The organism is Undibacterium sp. WLHG33 (genome assembly GCF_049544815.1).
In the GTDB taxonomy this organism is placed as follows: Bacteria; Pseudomonadota; Gammaproteobacteria; order Burkholderiales; family Burkholderiaceae_D; genus Undibacterium.
Genome location: NZ_CP186697.1, coordinates 1,705,532 through 1,723,334, shown reverse-complemented (window position 1 = coordinate 1,723,334; position 17,803 = coordinate 1,705,532). Strand labels below are relative to the sequence as shown.

18 protein-coding genes and 1 other RNA gene are annotated in these 17,803 nt (G+C 52.0%); 2 read left to right on the top strand and 17 right to left on the bottom strand.

The annotated features are described in order from the left end of the window. The 5 genes from ACOTSW_RS07885 to ACOTSW_RS07865 form a co-directional block, all read right to left on the bottom strand. Entirely contained in the window at nucleotides 1-465 is a 465-nt protein-coding gene (locus tag ACOTSW_RS07885; protein WP_423682032.1) for a GspH/FimT family pseudopilin, read from the bottom strand. 21 nt (nucleotides 466-486) lie between these two features. Beyond that, nucleotides 487-957, bottom strand: a complete 471-nt coding sequence (gene gspG / locus ACOTSW_RS07880; RefSeq protein ID WP_423682031.1) for a type II secretion system major pseudopilin GspG — start codon at nucleotides 955-957, stop codon at nucleotides 487-489. A gap of 325 nt (nucleotides 958-1,282) precedes the next feature. After that, complete coding sequence (locus ACOTSW_RS07875; protein ID WP_423682030.1) at nucleotides 1,283-3,571, bottom strand: molybdopterin cofactor-binding domain-containing protein; 2,289 nt, start codon at nucleotides 3,569-3,571, stop codon at nucleotides 1,283-1,285. A gap of 220 nt (nucleotides 3,572-3,791) precedes the next feature. Continuing rightward, the gene (locus ACOTSW_RS07870) at nucleotides 3,792-3,980 is read right to left on the bottom strand and encodes a DUF1289 domain-containing protein (protein ID WP_423682029.1); all 189 of its coding nucleotides are present in this window, start codon (nucleotides 3,978-3,980) and stop codon (nucleotides 3,792-3,794) included. A gap of 112 nt (nucleotides 3,981-4,092) precedes the next feature. Beyond that, nucleotides 4,093-4,302, bottom strand: a complete 210-nt coding sequence (locus tag ACOTSW_RS07865; protein WP_423682028.1) for a hypothetical protein — start codon at nucleotides 4,300-4,302, stop codon at nucleotides 4,093-4,095. A gap of 41 nt (nucleotides 4,303-4,343) precedes the next feature. Here ACOTSW_RS07865 and ACOTSW_RS07860 point away from each other — a divergent pair, with 41 nt between their 5' ends. Further along, the gene (locus tag ACOTSW_RS07860; protein WP_423682027.1) at nucleotides 4,344-4,946 is read left to right on the top strand and encodes a MarC family protein; all 603 of its coding nucleotides are present in this window, start codon (nucleotides 4,344-4,346) and stop codon (nucleotides 4,944-4,946) included. A 159-nt stretch (nucleotides 4,947-5,105) separates the two neighbouring features. Here the strand turns inward: ACOTSW_RS07860 and ACOTSW_RS07855 are convergent, their stop codons facing one another. From ACOTSW_RS07855 to ubiD, 8 genes are all read right to left on the bottom strand, one after another. After that, on the bottom strand, nucleotides 5,106-5,231 hold the full coding sequence (locus ACOTSW_RS07855; RefSeq protein WP_423682026.1) for a hypothetical protein: 126 nt from the start codon (nucleotides 5,229-5,231) through the stop codon (nucleotides 5,106-5,108). A gap of 12 nt (nucleotides 5,232-5,243) precedes the next feature. Next, nucleotides 5,244-6,485, bottom strand: coding sequence for a CaiB/BaiF CoA transferase family protein (locus tag ACOTSW_RS07850; RefSeq protein WP_423682025.1), 1,242 nt, complete (start codon nucleotides 6,483-6,485; stop codon nucleotides 5,244-5,246). Nucleotides 6,486-6,564: 79 nt separating this feature from the next. Beyond that, complete coding sequence (gene recR / locus ACOTSW_RS07845) at nucleotides 6,565-7,161, bottom strand: recombination mediator RecR (RefSeq protein ID WP_423682024.1); 597 nt, start codon at nucleotides 7,159-7,161, stop codon at nucleotides 6,565-6,567. 2 nt (nucleotides 7,162-7,163) lie between these two features. Then, entirely contained in the window at nucleotides 7,164-7,490 is a 327-nt protein-coding gene (locus ACOTSW_RS07840) for a YbaB/EbfC family nucleoid-associated protein (protein ID WP_423682023.1), read from the bottom strand. A gap of 62 nt (nucleotides 7,491-7,552) precedes the next feature. After that, a complete protein-coding gene (locus ACOTSW_RS07835; RefSeq protein ID WP_423682022.1) occupies nucleotides 7,553-9,730 on the bottom strand; it encodes a DNA polymerase III subunit gamma/tau in 2,178 nt (725 codons plus the stop codon). Nucleotides 9,731-9,916: 186 nt separating this feature from the next. Continuing rightward, a complete protein-coding gene (locus ACOTSW_RS07830) occupies nucleotides 9,917-10,711 on the bottom strand; it encodes a potassium channel family protein (RefSeq protein WP_423682020.1) in 795 nt (264 codons plus the stop codon). 203 nt (nucleotides 10,712-10,914) lie between these two features. Continuing rightward, nucleotides 10,915-11,013: signal recognition particle sRNA small type (gene ffs, locus ACOTSW_RS07825), an RNA gene on the bottom strand. A 286-nt stretch (nucleotides 11,014-11,299) separates the two neighbouring features. Continuing rightward, nucleotides 11,300-12,784 (bottom strand): 4-hydroxy-3-polyprenylbenzoate decarboxylase, encoded by a 1,485-nt coding sequence (ubiD, locus tag ACOTSW_RS07820; protein WP_423682278.1) that lies wholly within the window; start codon nucleotides 12,782-12,784, stop codon nucleotides 11,300-11,302. Nucleotides 12,785-13,270: 486 nt separating this feature from the next. On the opposite strand from ubiD, the gene ACOTSW_RS07815 reads away from it, so the two are divergent. Further along, entirely contained in the window at nucleotides 13,271-14,209 is a 939-nt protein-coding gene (locus tag ACOTSW_RS07815; RefSeq protein ID WP_423682018.1) for a transglycosylase SLT domain-containing protein, read from the top strand. A 49-nt stretch (nucleotides 14,210-14,258) separates the two neighbouring features. Here the strand turns inward: ACOTSW_RS07815 and ACOTSW_RS07810 are convergent, their stop codons facing one another. The 4 genes from ACOTSW_RS07810 to ribBA form a co-directional block, all read right to left on the bottom strand. Beyond that, a complete protein-coding gene (locus ACOTSW_RS07810) occupies nucleotides 14,259-15,437 on the bottom strand; it encodes a pyridoxal phosphate-dependent aminotransferase (RefSeq protein ID WP_423682017.1) in 1,179 nt (392 codons plus the stop codon). An 81-nt stretch (nucleotides 15,438-15,518) separates the two neighbouring features. Then, entirely contained in the window at nucleotides 15,519-15,980 is a 462-nt protein-coding gene (gene nusB, locus ACOTSW_RS07805) for a transcription antitermination factor NusB (RefSeq protein WP_423682016.1), read from the bottom strand. Between the two features lie 88 nt (nucleotides 15,981-16,068). Further along, nucleotides 16,069-16,566 (bottom strand): 6,7-dimethyl-8-ribityllumazine synthase, encoded by a 498-nt coding sequence (gene ribH / locus ACOTSW_RS07800; RefSeq protein ID WP_186883573.1) that lies wholly within the window; start codon nucleotides 16,564-16,566, stop codon nucleotides 16,069-16,071. 82 nt (nucleotides 16,567-16,648) lie between these two features. Next, nucleotides 16,649-17,770 carry a bifunctional 3,4-dihydroxy-2-butanone-4-phosphate synthase/GTP cyclohydrolase II gene (gene ribBA / locus ACOTSW_RS07795; RefSeq protein WP_423682015.1) on the bottom strand — a complete coding sequence of 374 codons (1,122 nt, stop codon included), beginning with the start codon at nucleotides 17,768-17,770 and terminating at the stop codon, nucleotides 16,649-16,651. Nucleotides 17,771-17,803: the final 33 nt, after the last annotated feature.

Below are 17,803 nucleotides of genomic sequence, written 5' to 3'. Positions count from 1 at the left end.
TCATTCTACGGAAAAATGTCCGACACCATCGGCGCGGATACGCACGCTGCCATCCGGCACACGTAAAGTGATAATGAAAGGCTTATCGACAGGCTCGCGGCCAAACACAACCCGCACCGCTGCCGCCTGATTGCTTGGCGGCTCCATACTCAGTTCCAGTGGAGAAATACCAAACGCGCGATCACGCAGCATCTCGTCGCGCAACGGCAGCCAGACCCGGTCTTCACGTACCTGAAAACGATAGCCGTACTGATCGGCTTCAAAGGCGACGGGCAGATTGCGCAGAATGGCCTCATCCCGCGCGAGTTGCAACAGCAAGGCGATACGATTCGCGTCTTGTTCGACGCGCTGACGCGGACTCGGCATCGCATTAAACGCGACTGCACCCAGCATCAGACCGGCGATCACCATCACTACCAGCAATTCGAGTAGTGTGAAGCCACGCTGCCTGTTTCGCAGTGTCATGAATGGGAAATAATGCAGGACTTACTGATCCCAAGAACCGATGTCAGCATCTTTATCCACGCCGCCGGGCTGACCATCTGCACCGAGTGAGAAAACGTCGACTTCGCCTTTAATACCCGGTGACAGGTACTGATAAGGATTACCCCATGGATCTTTCGGTAATCGTTCTATGTAACCGCCGGTTTTCCAGCCATTGGCGGCAGGACCGGTAGTCGGCTTGGTAACCAGAGCCTGCAAACCCTGTTCTGTTGTTGGGTAACGCTGATTATCAAGGCGGTATAACTTGAGTGCCGACATCAGGGTCGAAATATCCTGCTTCGCCGCTGAGATACGCGCGTCATCGGTACGCCCCATCAGCTTGGGCACGACCAGCGCCGCCAGGATACCCATAATCACGACCACGACCATAATTTCGATCAACGTAAAACCACGCGAACGACGGGATTGACGAGATGCCGCTGGCAACACTGAAATCGATTGAGAAGTAAACATAAGCCTGTCTATTAGTTCTGATAATTCGGTTAATTCTGAAAATCCACTCTGAATACTCTGGATAGCCGCTTGCATTATCAGGAAAACCGGCACACCGGAACACTGGCGGCCTTTCTTACCTTGATTGTCAGCGTTGTTATTACGCAGATCATCCGAAGCGAAGCAGTATAAAGCGGGAACATGACAACATGATTATTTGTTACTTAAAAATAACAAAAAAAGTGAACTTTTACTATACTCCCCTCTGTTTTTCTGAAAAACACCCTAACGTCAGCATAAACAAAGGGGGGGCAAAAAAATACTCCCCCCAGTATATTTAGGCTGCTCAGGCCAGTTTCAGCGGCAAACTGCGCAAACGCTGCCCGGTCAGCTGAAACACCGCATTCGCCACTGCGGGTGCAATTGGCGGCACGCCCGGCTCACCGATACCCTCAGGCGGCTCTGCACTCGGAATAATCACGACCTCAATCTGCGGCGCTTCGTTGATACGCAGCACCGGATAATCATGAAAATTACTCTGCACCACCTTACCGTCTTTGATCGTCACTTCGCCGTACAGTGCCGCACTCAGGCCAAAAATGACTGCTGACTCCATTTGCTGCCTGATGATGTTGGGATTCACCGCAATGCCGCAATCGACCGCGCAGACCACCCGGTGCACGCGGATTTGGCCATCCTGCACCGAGACTTCCGCAACTTCCGCCACAACGCTGCCGAACGACTGATGCAAAGCGACCCCGTGCGCGCGGCCTTCTCCGGGCTTACCAGCCTGATTCATCGCGGCATCAAGCACGGTCAGATGACGCTTGCGGTTGGCCAGCAACGCACGACGAAAATCGACCGGATCTGTACCCGCAGCATGCGCCAGCTCATCAATGAAACTCTCTTTAAAAAACGCGTTATGCGAGTGTCCGACTGAGCGCCAGAAGCCGACCGGCACAGGCGTGGGCACAATCACATGGGCAATTTTCTGATGCGCAATGTGATACGGCATGTCAAATTCACCTTCCGCCGTCGTCTTATCCGGTCCTGCGCCGGGCAAACCAAACGTCCGTTTCAGCACCTGATGCACGATGGACGCGGACGCCGATGTATTATCGTAGGCGAGTACCTTGCCCTTATCATCAAGTGCCGCCGTAAACCGCGCCAGTGCTGCCGGACGATACATGTCATGCGCCATATCTTCTTCGCGGCTCCAGATCAGCTTGACCGGCAAGCCCTGCGTCTGTTTGGCAATGGCGACCGCCTGCACCACCATATCCACCTCTAAACGGCGACCAAAACCACCACCCAGAAAGCACATATGCAACTGCACTTGTTCAGCACTGATACCTGCAACTTTGGCGGCCACCGCCACAGCAATGCTCGGCACCTGGGTCGATACCCATAAATCCAGCTTGCCATCTTTCAGTTGCGCCGTGCAATTCATCGGCTCCATCGTGGCATGCGCAAGAAACGGGGCGCGATATTCTGCCTTGATCGTTTTTGCGACGGAAGTACCCGTTGCTGCATCCTTAGACTCAGCCAACACCGCCGCAGGATCACCTTGTTTGTAATAGGTGAAGCCAGATTCGCTATCGAGTTTTTCTGCCAGCTCTTTGAAGACTGATTCCGTCGATAACTGCGCGAGCGCACCGGCATCCCACTCGACCGGCAATGCGGCTAAAGCCGTTTTCGCCGTCCAATAGTTTTTGGCGATGACAGCAACACCTGCGACACCGGCCTCACCAACGGCCTCAGAAAAATCCACCACATGCGTGACGCCAGGCATCGCAAGCACCGGCTGCGGATCGACACGCTTAAGCTTGCCGCCGATGACCGGGCTTAATTTCAACGCCGCAAACAACATTCCGGCTGGGTGCGCATCGATCCCGAACTGCGCGCTGCCATCCACTTTAGCTTTGGCATCGGTGCGCGGCTCGGGATGGCCGATCAGTTTAAATTCTGCAGGCGCTTTCAGCCGTATCTGCGCGGGCTCGGTTTCAGCTGCACTGGCTGCCAGCTCACCGTAAGACTTTTGCTTGCCGGATGTGTGCTTCACCATGCCATTCGCGGTCGTGCACTGATCTGCAGGCACGTTCCACTCTTTCGCCGCCGCGGCAATCAGCATCGCACGTGCTGCTGCGCCAGCTTCACGCAGCGGCAGCCATGCATCCTTAACGCTGGACGAACCACCCGTCACCTGCAAACCCAGTTCGCGCGCGGTTTTCAATGTCATCCACTGAGCGAATTGTTTGATCACACCTTGATCGTCAGGGTGAAAAGGCAGACCATCTGCCAGCATAGAAAGATTGCCGTAGATTTTATCGATGGGCGCTGGCATGGTTTTGACTTGCGCCATCGCGACATCGAGTTCTTCCGCCACCAGCATTTGCAGTGCGGTATGTATGCCCTGCCCCATTTCGCTGCGATGCATGGCAACAGTGACGCTGCCATCTCTGGCAATTTTTATCCAGCCATTGAGCGCGACTTCATCATTCACCACAGGCAAAGAATGTGCCGCGTTCAGACGCTGGCGTGGCGGCATCAGCCCCCATCCAACCAGCAAAGCCCCGGCTGCACCGGCAGCGCCCAGAATAAAGCGGCGACGCCCTGTTTTTTTTATGTCTGACATTACCCGGTCTCCGTTTTCAGTATGTCAGGGCTAACGCAAAGCCGCCACGACAGTATTATGACTCCCGACCATACATTCGTACTGCCTTCGTCGCCATACCCTGCCGGAGCAAATTGCGTAAGTCCTGTATTTTTATGTTGTCACGTTTTTTGTTGAGTTAAGAGTCATTACAGGAAAAGAACGTGTGCTTACGATACGGTAATTACCCGCAATGTCCTTCTCAGGTATTTCGCCGCGGATAGCCTTGCGACAGAATACGTTGCCAGACAACTTCTTTTTGCTCTGGACTCATAAATACCCAGTCTGCCACCTCGGTCACTGTGCGGCCGCAGCCGCGACAAATCTCATCGAAGGTCGTGGAACACACTGCCACACAGGGCGTATCCGGGCGTTCTTTTATTTCAGTCATCACTCATACCATTCAGCGCAGCACTGTTCGTCTCTGAACTGAGAGAGCAACAGCACATTCAAAAATATAACAAACAGGCAGATACCCGCAACGGGAGTAATAGTAACGCTAATTAAGCGGTATCGCTCTGGTGCGAAAATTCTATTTCCTGCAGAACCACCGGCTGGCGAGCAGTTGGATTGACAGCCACACTCAAAGCACAGGAAAATTGAGTCTCTTGCGCTTGCGACTCTGCATAATAAGCACTGCAAGCTGATAAACACTGACCATCTGAAGTACCGGTTCCCGTCATCACTGTCAGCACGACGCTGATCGCAAGCATCAGCACATTCCGTTTTTTCCATTCAATAGAAAATGTAATTCATGGCACAAGATTTTTTTCAAACCCTGATCCTTCTGGTCATCGTTACCGACCCGTTCGGTAACGTACCGATTTTCGTCAGCGCACTGTCCCACGTTTCACCGGAACGCCGCTGGCGCGTCATCGTGCGCGAATGTGGTATCGCATTTGTTTTGCTGCTGTTGTTTATGTTTTTCGGCAAAAATTTTCTGACGGCATTGCAACTATCAGAAATTTCTATCCGTATCGGCGGCGGCGTGATTCTGTTTCTGATCGCGCTGCGTATGGTGTTTCCGCAGGAAGGCGGGATTTTTGGCGACACCGAAGATAAGCACGAACCGTTTATTGTGCCGCTCGCGATTCCAGCGCTGGCGGGCCCGTCTGCACTGGCAACGGTGCTGCTGTTTTCATCTGACAATAATCAGGAAATGCTGGTACATCTGGGCGCGCTGACCGCCGTGGCGGTCGTCTGGCTGATTGTTTTACTGAGCGCAGAACGTATGCAACGGGTATTGGGCGCGCATGTTATGACGGCATTTGAACGACTGATGGGCTTGATCCTTGCCGCAATGTCGATAGAAATGCTGCTGACCGGCTTCCGGGAATATATTAAAACGCTGAGCTGATGAGGCAAGCTCTGATTAAGCAGCAGAATAACAGGCTGTTCGCAGACTCATAGAGACTCACAACGCAGCATCAGATCAGCCTGAATCTCTGAACATCAGAATTCAGGCTGATATTCACTGCCTGACCCGATGCAAGGAAGCAAGGATTCAAATCGTTTTTTAGCCCACGACAGCAGTCACGAATGACGCCAACTCTGCGGCGAACAGTTTGCCGTTAAACGTGAAATAGCCCAGTAAAAATAGTGTAAGGGCAATCAGAAACTGCTTCCAGAACTGACGATTCATTGCGATCTCCGATTAAATAATTTTTTTATTTTGTAATTCTGCGATGTCTGCTTCTGAGTAACCGAGCGCAGTTAATACCTCGTGATTGTGTTCACCCAGCTTGGGGCCGAGCCATGCGGTATGCCCCGGCGTTTCTGATAACTTTGGTGAAATCGCGGGCAACTTAATTCCCTCACCATCCGCGAAATGGTGCTGCTCAAACATTTGCCGCGCCTGAAATTGCGGATCATTCATCATATCGCGCACCGAGTATATTTTTCCGACCGGCACATCCGCCGCCTTCAGTATTTGTAAGGCGCTATCGATATCTTGTGTTGCACACCAGTCCTGTATCGCCGCATCAATTTCCGCCGTGCGCGGCACACGACCGTCATTCCTCACCAACGCGGGATCATGTGCCAGATCATCGCGCTGTATTGCCTTCATCAACCGGTGAAAAATCGCATCACCGTTGCCGGCGATCACAATATTTTCGCCGTCGCCCGTGGTATAGGTGTTCGATGGCACGATGCCGGGCAACGCTCCGCCAGTGCGTTCGCGAACAACACCAGCCACATCAAATTCCGGCACCAGCGATTCCATCAGATTGAAGACTGATTCATATAAGGCGACATCCACCATCTGCCCCTGCCCTGCGACACTGTGCTCCCCAGATTTTCCGTTCCAGCGTCCACCTGTAACATCACGATGGCGCAAAGCCATCATCGCACCGATCACACCATGCAAGGCTGCGACTGAGTCACCGATAGAAATACCGACCCGCACCGGTGGCCGGTCAGCGTGACCCGATACATAACGCAAACCACCCATAGACTCACCGATCGCACCAAAGCCCGGCTGATCTTTCATCGGACCGGTCTGACCATAACCAGACAAACGCACCATGATCGTCGCCGGATTCAGCGCCTTCAATTGTTCATAGCCCAACTGCCACTTTTCGAGCACACCGGGGCGATAATTTTCGATAATGATATCGGCGTCCAGCGCGAGCCGGCGGGCAATCTCCTGCCCTTCCTCGCTTTTCATATTCAGGGTGATACTTTTTTTATTCCGCGCCTGCACACTCCACCAGAGTGAAGTGCCGTCTTTTAACACGCGCCACTGACGCAGAGGGTCACCACCATCCGGCGATTCAACCTTAATCACATCGGCACCGAATTCCGCCAGCATACGTGCACAAAAAGGTCCCGCAATCAGGGTACCCAGTTCAAGAACTTTGATGCCAGCCAGAGGGCCCTTGCGATTCTGCGTCATGAGGTAAAAGAATGTAAAAGGAAGTCAGTTTCAGTGTCCGGAGAAAACTTGCATCAGCATTACAAGCATTGCGTTCACATCAGGTGATGCGCCGGTCAAGCATGGCGCGGGCAATCGTGCCGGCATCAACATATTCCAGCTCACCACCGACAGGTACACCACGCGCCAGGCGGCTGACTTTCAGACCACGAGCTTTCAGGGTTTCGCTGATGTAGTGCGCGGTTGCCTCACCTTCGTTAGTGAAGTTCGTCGCCAGCACCACTTCTTTCACTATGCCATTGGTCGCACGTGCGATTAATTTTTCCAGGTAAATGTCTTTCGGACCTATGCCATCCAGCGGCGATAAACGCCCCATCAGCACAAAATACATTCCCTTGAATGTCAGGGTCTGTTCTATCATCATCTGATCCGACGGCGTCTCGACGACGCACAGCATACTGTCGTCGCGCTCTGTGTCCTGACAGGTCTCGCAGATGTCGATCTCGGTAAATGTATTACAGGAAGCGCAGTGATGAATGCGGTCAACCGCGTTCAGCAAAGCATGGCCGAGCCCGGATGCAGCTTCGCGGTCATGCTGCAGCAGATGATATGCCATGCGCTGCGCCGACTTCGGCCCTATGCCGGGTAAGCGGCGCAGGGCTTCCGCCAGATGTTCAAGGCTACCGTTTTTTTTCACGCTCAGAATGGCATTTTGAAGCCAGGAGGCAAAGGCATGCCCGCTGTCAGACCTGACATTTTTTCAGCCGATGTTGCTTCTGCCTTACGTACCGCGTCATTGAACGCCGCCGCCACCAGATCTTCCAGCATATCTTTATCATCGCCAAACAGGGATGGATCAATGGTCACGCGCTTCACATCGTTTTTACATGTCATGACAACCTTCACCATGCCGGCGCCCGCCTGACCTTCCACTTCGATCAGGGCAAGTTGTTCCTGAGCTTTTTTCATGTTGTCTTGCATAGCCTGCGCTTGTTTCATCAAGCCAGCGAGTTGATTTTTCATCATAAGAATTGCTCCTGAAAATTAAGGAAATAAATAAATTAGAAAAAAAGAATGAACAAACCAGATCAGACCGGACGCACACTGCCAGTCACAATTGTGGCGCCGAATTCACGCATCAGGGTTTGTACAAAAGAGTCGTTTTGTATTGCCTGCTCAGCCTGTTGTTGCCGGACTTCGCGATCAGCAACCGCTTTTGCGTTAGCAGTCAGCTCTACCGCGCCGATCTTGCTTTCCACCCTGACGTTTTTACTGAAACGTTCAGATAAGGCGGCCGATAACTTATCAACACTGCCTGCGGACAACAAGGTCGACAGTGGCACGCGCAGTTCAAACACGAACGCATTGCCATCTGGCCTGCAATGAATCAATTCACTTTGCTGCGCCAGTTGCTGCGCCACGCCGCGCACAGGCAGACTCGCGGCCAGCACTGGCCAATCGCCATCCCAGCTCAACTCCGGAACCGGGCCTGACCACAAAGTACGATCCTCAGACGCTGGCGCAGTGTTTGCCAGCGTCATCACTGGAGGAACCACTGCCGCAGATTCAGCGGCAGCAGTGTGCTGGACGGAGCGTGCCACAACCGGACTGGCGGACGGCTCGGTTGCGGGTACGGACGCCTGCCAGACATCGTCATCCCACGGTGGTGGCATATCATCCATGCCAACCGGCTCCATTTCCTGCGATGCTCTTGCGGCCGCAGGCCTGCTTACCGGAGCAGGCTCAACAACAGGGGCAATGACAGCGTTCGCAGCAACAGAGACCGGCGCAGACGTTGCAGAAGCCGCTGGGGTAATTGATGGCGGGGCCGGTACGACATCCTTTGCCGGGTTCAACACCACAGCAGGTTTCGTCGCCGACCCGGCTTTTGCACTGGCCGCACGCGCAGCTGCAAGCGCAGCCATTGCCGGACTGACTGGTTTCGATGCTGCTACTCCAGCCACGGGAGGTGCAAAGTTAGCAGTACCTGCGCCGTTGATCGTTGCGGAAGGTGGTGCCGGCATATTTTGCTGAGCCACCCCAGAGTTTTGTTTAGAAGTAGTGACCGCTGTCGCAGGTACAGCAGGAGCTGCCACTCTGCCAGGGGGCGCAGGCATCGCATTTCCAGATCGCGGAGCTGGAGCAATACCCGTGCCGCCAGACTGCATCAGCACACCACCATCGACCGGACGGAACGCCAGCATACGTAACAGCGTCATACTGAAACCGGCATATTCATCCGGTGCCAGCGCCAGTTCATTCCGGCCATGCACAGCGATCTGATAAAACAGCTGCACTTCTTCTTTATTAAATACATTTGCCAGTCGCAGCACATGCTCGCGTTCAGGCAAATCGTCGGCTACTGCAGCCGGCACCATCTGTGCAATTGCCAGCTGATGCAGCAAAGTGCCGAGATCCTGCAAAGCAGATTTATACGACAAACTGCGCGCCGCCATTTCATCAGCGACATCCAGCAAGGCTTTACCATCATTGTCAGCAAGTGCATCCAGTAAACGAATCAGATACGACTGGTCCAGCGCACCCAACATTCCTTGCACGGCATCAAGACTCACCTTACCCGCGGCGTACGCAATTGCCTGATCCGTCAGGGATAAGGCATCCCGCATGGAGCCGTGCGCGCCTTGCGCCAGCAGACGCAGCGCGGGCTGCTCGAATTCAATATGCTCCTGCCCGAGAATATTTTCCAGATGGCCGACAATATGGCCGGGCGGCATTTGTTTAAGATTAAATTGCAGGCAGCGCGACAAGACCGTGACCGGGATTTTCTGCGGGTCGGTGGTTGCCAGAATAAATTTGACGTGCTCGGGCGGCTCTTCCAGCGTTTTCAGCATCGCATTAAACGCGTGGTTGGTCAGCATGTGCACCTCGTCGATCATATACACTTTAAATCGTGCATTCGACGGCGCATAAATTGCCTGCTCCAACAGCGATGCCATTTCATCGACACCACGGTTAGATGCGGCATCCATTTCTATGTAATCGACAAAGCGGCCGGCATCAATAGCGGTACAGGCATCACAGACGCCGCAAGGATTTGCGGTGATTCCTGTTTCACAATTAAAAGATTTGGCGAGAATGCGCGACAACGTGGTCTTGCCGACACCACGCGTTCCGGTAAACAAATAGGCGTGATGCAGCCGCTGCTGCTCCAGCGCATGCGTTAAAGCACGGACCACGTGCTCTTGCCCCACCAGCGTGTCAAAGCTTTTGGGACGATATTTTCGGGCGAGAACTTGATAGGACATCCTGCGATTTTACCCTATTCGGCAAACGTAAAAGTGACTGATATCTTTGATATTGTAAATATCGATCACCAAAATCAAGAGGCTTTATCAGAATAATGACCACGCAGCCCGCTGCGCCTGACCTTAATGCTGCAGTACGAAATTAAAATCACGCCGACAGTCTGGCAGCAAGAATCCCACCAGAGCTTAGATCCGACTGTTTTCACGATCATTGATGTAATGTTCGAGCCGTCTCAGGATAGCATCGCGGTGATGTAACTCCTGGCGCAGAGCCGCCACTTCCTGACGCAATGCGCGGATATCAAGTTGCAGCTCCCGCTCAAACATTTCCTCTTCTTCGCCAACAAACAAAACGGCAATATTAGCAGTGACCACAGAAAATAATGCATATCCCAGTAATACGATAAACACCGCAAAAATTTTTGATGCCGGCGTCGACGGAACCATATCGCCGTATCCCACCGTCGCCACTGTGGTGAAAGCCAGCCACACCCCATCAGCATAACTTTTAACTCCCGGCTCCAGCCAGTAAAACCCGCCACCCGCTGCGCTTAGCACGAACAACGCCAGTAAGATGATCTGCACCAGATGACTGGGCTTCACATAGCGCAACACCAGCATCGATATCCTCAGCAAAATAACAGCGCATAAGGCAAGCCTGAGTAACCATTCCACCGCACTCCACTTCAGATCCAGCGGCAGACTGCACACCAGACATGCAACAGCGATCACGGCATCCAGCGCCAGCTCACTCTTCAGCGGGCGATGTCTGCCTTGTTTGCGATACTGAATATACATATCCAGCACGATAAACAAGGCAACACACGCATACAAAGCATGTCCGGTTGTACGTGCCATTGGCAGTTCATCCATCATCAGCAAATAAAAAGCCGGTATCGACAACAGCAAGCCACTGAAAAGCAAGGGACGCGCAAACCAGGATAAAAAATCTTTTGTGATGGAATGAATAGTTTTCGCCATATATATGTTGTCTGATGTGAAAAACAGAAAACCGCCGGAAGAATGTCCCGGGACAAAGCCAAGATACAGTGAAACTACTGAACGTAAAACAAGCAAACAGAATCAGGGCGCGCAACCGATTCAGGCTGTTGTTTATCAGTCAGAAGTAAGCAGTGGAAGTAAAAGTGAGATTATCAGATGAAGTCTGACAGAAGAAGAAACTGGTTGGCGAGCCTGATCTGCGGCACTTGCGGTAAATGACTGTGGCTGCTTCGTTCCCGACCTGACCAGATTGGCCATGCCGCAATGCGCAGGGGCCCGCCAATCAGCATTATAGCGTAATCCGCCGCGTATTTGTACGAGTTTCCGTGCAATCGATGTCACTTAAAAAAATCCTGCGAGACAAAGTCTCTCGCCATATGGTCGCGGTAGCACCAAGAATGGTGCTGCTGCGGCAAACTGAAACGCAGTATGCCGCAGCAGCGAGCAACACTCCTTATATATATCCAACTGAGTATGCAAAAAAACATCGTACTGTAACTGCCATCACAATGATTTTCCGCTCCACACCATCATTTTGCATAAATGCAGCACGAGCAATACTTTGCGCTACAGCCCCAGCTGTTGCCAGATCTGATCAACCCTGTCTCTGACTTCGTCTGTCATCGTGATCGTCGTTCCCCATTCACGGTCGGTTTCACCCGGCCATTTATTAGTCGCATCGATTCCCATCTTACTGCCCAGACCACTTACCGGAGAGGCGAAATCCAGATAATCGATAGGCGTGTTATCAACCAGTGTGGTGTCGCGTAATGGGTCAACACGGGTAGTGATAGCCCAAATTACCTCTTTCCAGTCGCGGATATTCACATCTTCATCCACCACCACAATGAATTTGGTATACATAAACTGACGCAGGAAACTCCAGACGCCAAACATCACCCTCTTGGCATGCCCGGCATACGATTTTTTCATCTGCACGACCGCCATACGGTAACTGCAACCTTCCGGTGGCAAATAAAAATCAGTAATCTCGCTGAACTGCTTTTGCAGCAAAGGAATGAATACTTCATTCAGAGCGACACCGAGTATAGCGGGCTCATCCGGAGGTTTGCCGGTATAGGTGGAATGGTAAATAGGATCGCGTCGCATAGTAATACGATCGATGGTGAATACCGGAAACCAGTCCTGCTCATTGTAATAACCAGTGTGGTCGCCATAAGGTCCTTCCAGCGCATGCTCATAGCCGGAAGGATGACCTTCATCCGGATAGATATGCCCTTCCAGTACAATTTCTGCCGAGGCCGGTACGCGCAATTCACTGCCGATTGCTTTGACCAACTCAGTACGGCTGCCACGTAACAGACCGGCAAACTGGTATTCGGACAGACTATCCGGTACCGGCGTCACCGCGCCTAAAATTGTGGCAGGATCAGCACCAAGTGCGACAGCGATAGGATAAGGCTTGCCTTTATTAATAATGCAATGTTCGCGGAAATCCAGCGCACCGCCGCGGTGAGCAAGCCAGCGCATAATCACCTTATTCCGCCCAAGCACCTGCTGGCGATAGATACCCAGATTCTGACGCTTCTTATTCGGCCCCTTGGTAATCACCAATCCCCATGTAATCAGCGGCGCGACATCACCCGGCCAGCAGTGCTGTATCGGCAGGCGGGAAAGATCAACATCATTTCCCTCCCATACAATCTCCTGACACTTCGCGCCACGGACTTCTTTCGGCGCCATATCCCACACTGCTTTGACCAGAGAGCCCATACCCACCAGGTCTTTGAAGCCCTTCGGTGGTTCCGGTTCTTTCAATGCCGACAGCACATGGCCGATCTGGCGCAATTCACTGACATCAGTTGCTCCCATACCGAGCGCAACGCGACGCGGTGTGCCAAATAAATTTGCCAGCACAGGAACACTGTGACCCGCAGGTTTATTGAATAAAAGTGCAGGACCTTCTGCGCGCAGGGTGCGATCACAGACCTCCGTCATTTCCAGATATGGTGACACTTCTATATCTACCTGCTTTAATTCGTCGATTCGTTGCAGCTGAGAAATAAAATCTCTCAAATCAGAATATTTAATCATTTTTCGCTTTTTTACATGTCTGAATCAGATGATCAAGCTTATTTCGCCAAGTGCTTGATTTTATTGAATTTTGCTGCGTTGCAGTATATTTTATTATATCTATAAGTTATATTAAACGTTTTTGATAGTATTGACTCGATATAAAACCGCCCCTACAATTCGCCCAACTTGATGCAGAAGTCAAAACTTCCGCCACTTTCGATGCAAAGAAAGTTTCGCCATTATCGGTAACATCATTCACGGGGATCGGGCCCCATATAACATTGTAAGGATTGTTTTCAAAAGGCGTCTGCCTTCCCCCGAAAATAGTTGTTTATCACTGGACACTCCAGTACCAAGTCTGACGGACTTAATTTGATAGACAACTCCGGCGTTTTCCGATCGCAACCTGCGACGAAAACGATGTTTCTGATTCGCGAAAGTATAAATGTGCAAACGGCTTGTCGTTCGGCTTTTTTGCGACGCGTATATTCAGGAGGTAATATGTTTCAACGTTTTATTTTAGCTGTACAACAAAGTAATTTAACCAAGCAAGAGAAGCGCGCCGCGCTGCAGTCTGTAGCGCGTGATACAACCAGCGGTTTTATCACCTCCATGCGCCATCTGTTCATGGCTTTCGGTATCACCTCCATCGCTATGCTGGCGATGATGTTCATCAAACCTGAACTGGCAGACAAATTTAAGAACCTGTCTCCCTTCGCTGAAGCCGGAGCCACCGCCGAAGCGGAAGTACCACCACCAAGCCTGGCAATGCTGATGCAGGCACCTGGCAAGACCAATACCAGCGCCAATGCACAAGCGGCAGGATACTCTGAAGACGATGCCAAAATGCTGGGCAATCAGCGTCAGCAGGAATGGGTCACCAACTGGCTATCAAAACGCTACCGTGTCGCCAGCGATGCAACCAATATGCTGGTGTCAGCGGCGTACCTGACAGCCAAAGAAATCAAGCTTGATCCACTGCTGATTCTGTCAGTGATGGCCATCGAATCCGGGCTGAATCCATTTGCGGAAAGTCCTGTCGGTGCGCAAGGCTTGATGCAGGTGATGTCCAAAGTTCACCAGGAGAAATTTGAGGATATGGGCGGCGTCAAAGCGGCATTGAACCCGGTCGCCAATATCAAAGTCGGCGCTTTGATTCTGAAGGACTATGTGTCACGCACAGGCTCTGTTGAAGCTGGCCTGAAAATGTACGTTGGCGCAGGTGCTTTTGATTCTGATTCCGGCTATGGCTCACGGGTTCTGACCGAATACAAACGCCTGAAAGATGTTTCTGTAGGTAAGAAAGTGCCGACAAGCTTTGCGGCACCGGCTACCGCAACACCGTCTCCACGCCCACTGGAAGCGGCACCGGCAATGAAGACAGAACCTACCGAAGCAAAAGCGAAAACCACGCATACCGAACAGGTTGCTGCGCTTTAAGTCCCCCGCCTCTCAAAAAAACAGCCTGACTGAACGTCAGGCTGTTTTTTTATCTGGATGCCGGTCTGGATTGCAAAAACCGGCTGAGCCTTGCCACTGCCTCCTGCAGATTCTCAAATGAGTTCGCATACGAGAGCCGGACATAGGTGCCGGCGGTTGCCGGACCAAAATCCAGTCCGGGGACGATCACGACCCCTGCCTCCGTCAGCACTTCTTTGGCGAACGCATCGGCATCAGTGGTAAAACGGGAGCAATCAGCATAAACATAAAATGCCCCGTCAGGCATGACCGGAATACCAAAACCCAGTTCCCGCAAAGCAGGTACGATGTAATCACGGCGACGCTTAAATTCTGCCTTGCGGCTTTCATAAATAGCCATGGTTTCAGGTTCAAAACAGGCTAACGCTGCATGTTGGGCGACAGAAGAAGCGCAGATAAACAGATTTTGCGCCAGTTTTTCGATATGAGGCACGATGCGTTCCGGTACAACAATCCAGCCCAGACGCCAGCCCGTCATATTGAAATACTTGCTGAAGCTGTTGATTACAACCACATCATCGTCCAGAGACAGTGCAGAAAATGGTGCGGCGTCATAGGATAGTCCCTGATAAATCTCATCGACAATCGTAAAGCCGCCGCGCTGCGTTACGCTGGCAATGATCGCCGTCAGTTCAGATGTGCTGATTGATGTGCCGGTTGGATTGGATGGCGATGCCAGCAAGACGCCGCTGGTATTATCATCCCAGTGTTCACGCACCATCCGGTCGGAAAGCTGAAAGCGATCCTCGGCACCACTAGCGACCAGTTTCGCCAGACCATTAAACGCCGCCACAAAATGACGGTTACACGGATAACAGGGATCCGGCATCAGCACTTCTTTGCCGGGCTCGACTAAAGCCGCACAGGCGAGCAACAGTGCCGCCGAGGCTCCGGCTGTCACGATAATGCGCGAAGCAGGAATCGTCAGGCCACACTGTTGTAAGTAATACGCTGAAATCGCCTCCCGTAACGCTGGCAGGCCAAGCGCCGAAGTATATTGCAGGCGACCTTCCGCCATCGCTCTGGCGGCGGCATCAATCACCGCCTGCGGCGCAGTGAAATCCGGCTCACCGATTCCCATATGGATCAGATGACGCCCCTGATCTTCGAGTGCCGAAGCCATTTTCATGAGCTCCATCACATGAAACGGAGCGATATGATCGAGACGGGAGGCGAGATTATTATGCATACAAATGAAATCCTGAAAAAAAACCGCCTGTTTTCTGTCGTAGAAAAAGGCGGTGTGATCTGTATTACCTGAATACGAAATTTACTTAGCAGCGACCTCATTCGGACGCAATTTAGCTGCCAGCTTATCTAAAACGCCGTTGACATATTTGTGGCCATCGAGGCCACCGAAAGACTTGGTCAGCTCTACTGCTTCATTAATCACAACACGGTAAGGAATTTCTATGTGATTTTTGAGTTCATACGCGCCGATCAGCAACACTGCGTGTTCTATCGGTGACAATTCAGCCACAGGGCGGTCAATCAAGGGCGCGAAGTCTTCGCGCAAAGCGATGGAATTGTTGATGGAGCCATGCAATAAAGCATCAAAATGCTCACGATCCGCTTTATCAAAGCCATGTGCCTGACGGATATGCGCATCAATCACGCCGGAATCTTCGTTATTCAACAACCACTGATACAGCCCCTGCAACGCAAATTCGCGCGCACGATGACGTGGTGAACGGCTCTTATTAGGATTGGCGTGTATGGAATTATTATTCATATGTTCTCTTGCTTGATCTTACCTGTTCTTCAACTGCGGTGACAGCACCGGCTCTGTATCAACACAGCGAGGCCGGTCTGTACTCGACTTAAGCGTCGTAATCGACTTCTTCTGTGGCTTCAGCCAATTCTTCCAGTGCCAGCGTCAGATTTGCCATTTCAACCGCGACACGGGCCGCATCTGTGCCTTTTTCAAACATGCGTACTTCCGCCTGCTCATCGTTTTCTGTCGTCAGAATCGCGTTCGCGATAGGAATGCCGGAATCCAGACCGACGCGGGTGATACCAGCACCGGATTCATTCGATACCAATTCAAAATGATAGGTTTCGCCGCGAATCACCGCACCCAATGCGATCAGCGCGTCAAACTGATTAGTTTCTGCCAGCTTTTGCAATGCCAGCGGCACTTCCAGTGCACCCGGTACGGTTACATGCAAAATATCTTCGTTCATCACACCAAGACGTGCGAGTTCAGCGAGGCAAGCAGTCAGCAAACCATTGCCAACGACTTCGTTAAAACGTGCCTGTACGATACCAACGCGTACACCGGCGCCGTCCAGATTTGATTCGTAATGTCCTACTGTCATAATATTCTCTCTCGCGCTGACGCGCCTGAATGGGGTGGGTAACGAAATTAGAGGCCAGAAAACCAGAAACGACTGAGCAATGTTATTGCGCTGCTTCCGGCTTATCCATGTAACCGACTACTTCCAGATTAAACCCTGTCATTGACGGCATTTTACGCGGACTCGCCAGCAGCTTCATCTTACGTACACCAACATCTTTCAAAATTTGTGCACCGATACCGTAATTACGCAAATCCATGCGGGCAGCACGACCTGTCGCCGGGCGGCTGTCCGGCGTTTGCAACGCTTTAAACTGGTCAAACATCTGCTCGGCAGTTTCCTCGCAATTTAACAACACAATGACGCCAGAATCCGCTGCCTGCACCGTCTGCATCGCTGCTGCGATATTCCAGGAATGCGTGGTCGCCTTACTCTCCAGTAAATCCAGAATCGATACTGGCTGATGCACGCGTACCAGAGTTTCTTTTTCTGCCGAAATATCACCGTGAATCAACGCCAGATGCGCTGATCCGCTTGGCTTATCGCGATACACCACTGCCTGAAAACTACCATGCACCGTATCCATCTTCCGTTCGGCAACACGATCAACGATGCTTTCAGTCTGGCTGCGGTAATGAATCAGATCTGCAATCGTACCGATTTTAAGATTATGCTCTTTCGCGAATTCGATCAGATCCGGCAGACGTGCCATCGTGCCGTCGTCCTTCATGATCTCGCAGATCACTGAAGCCGGTGTCAGCCCGGCCATTTCCGTCAGATCACAACCGGCTTCCGTATGACCAGCGCGCATCAGCACACCTCCCTTTTGCGCTTTCAACGGGAACACATGACCTGGCTGCACGATGTCATGCGCGGTCGATTTCTTATCCACCGCCACTTGCACAGTGCGTGCACGATCAGCTGCTGAAATACCGGTAGTCACACCCTCTGCAGCTTCAATCGATACTGTGAAATTCGTACCAAACGACGTGCCGTTACGGCTGGTCATCATCGCCAGATTCAGCTCTTCGCAACGTTCTTCCGTCAGTGTAAGGCAAATCAGACCACGGCCATATTTCGCCATGAAATTAATCGCTTCCGGCGTGACGAATTCTGCCGCCATCACCAGATCACCTTCATTTTCACGGTCTTCCTCGTCAACCAGAATCACCATGCGTCCAGCGCGCAGTTCTGCGACGATTTCTAATGTATTTGACATGCTCATAGGGGAATATCCTGTAGTGGGCTCAGCGCCGGC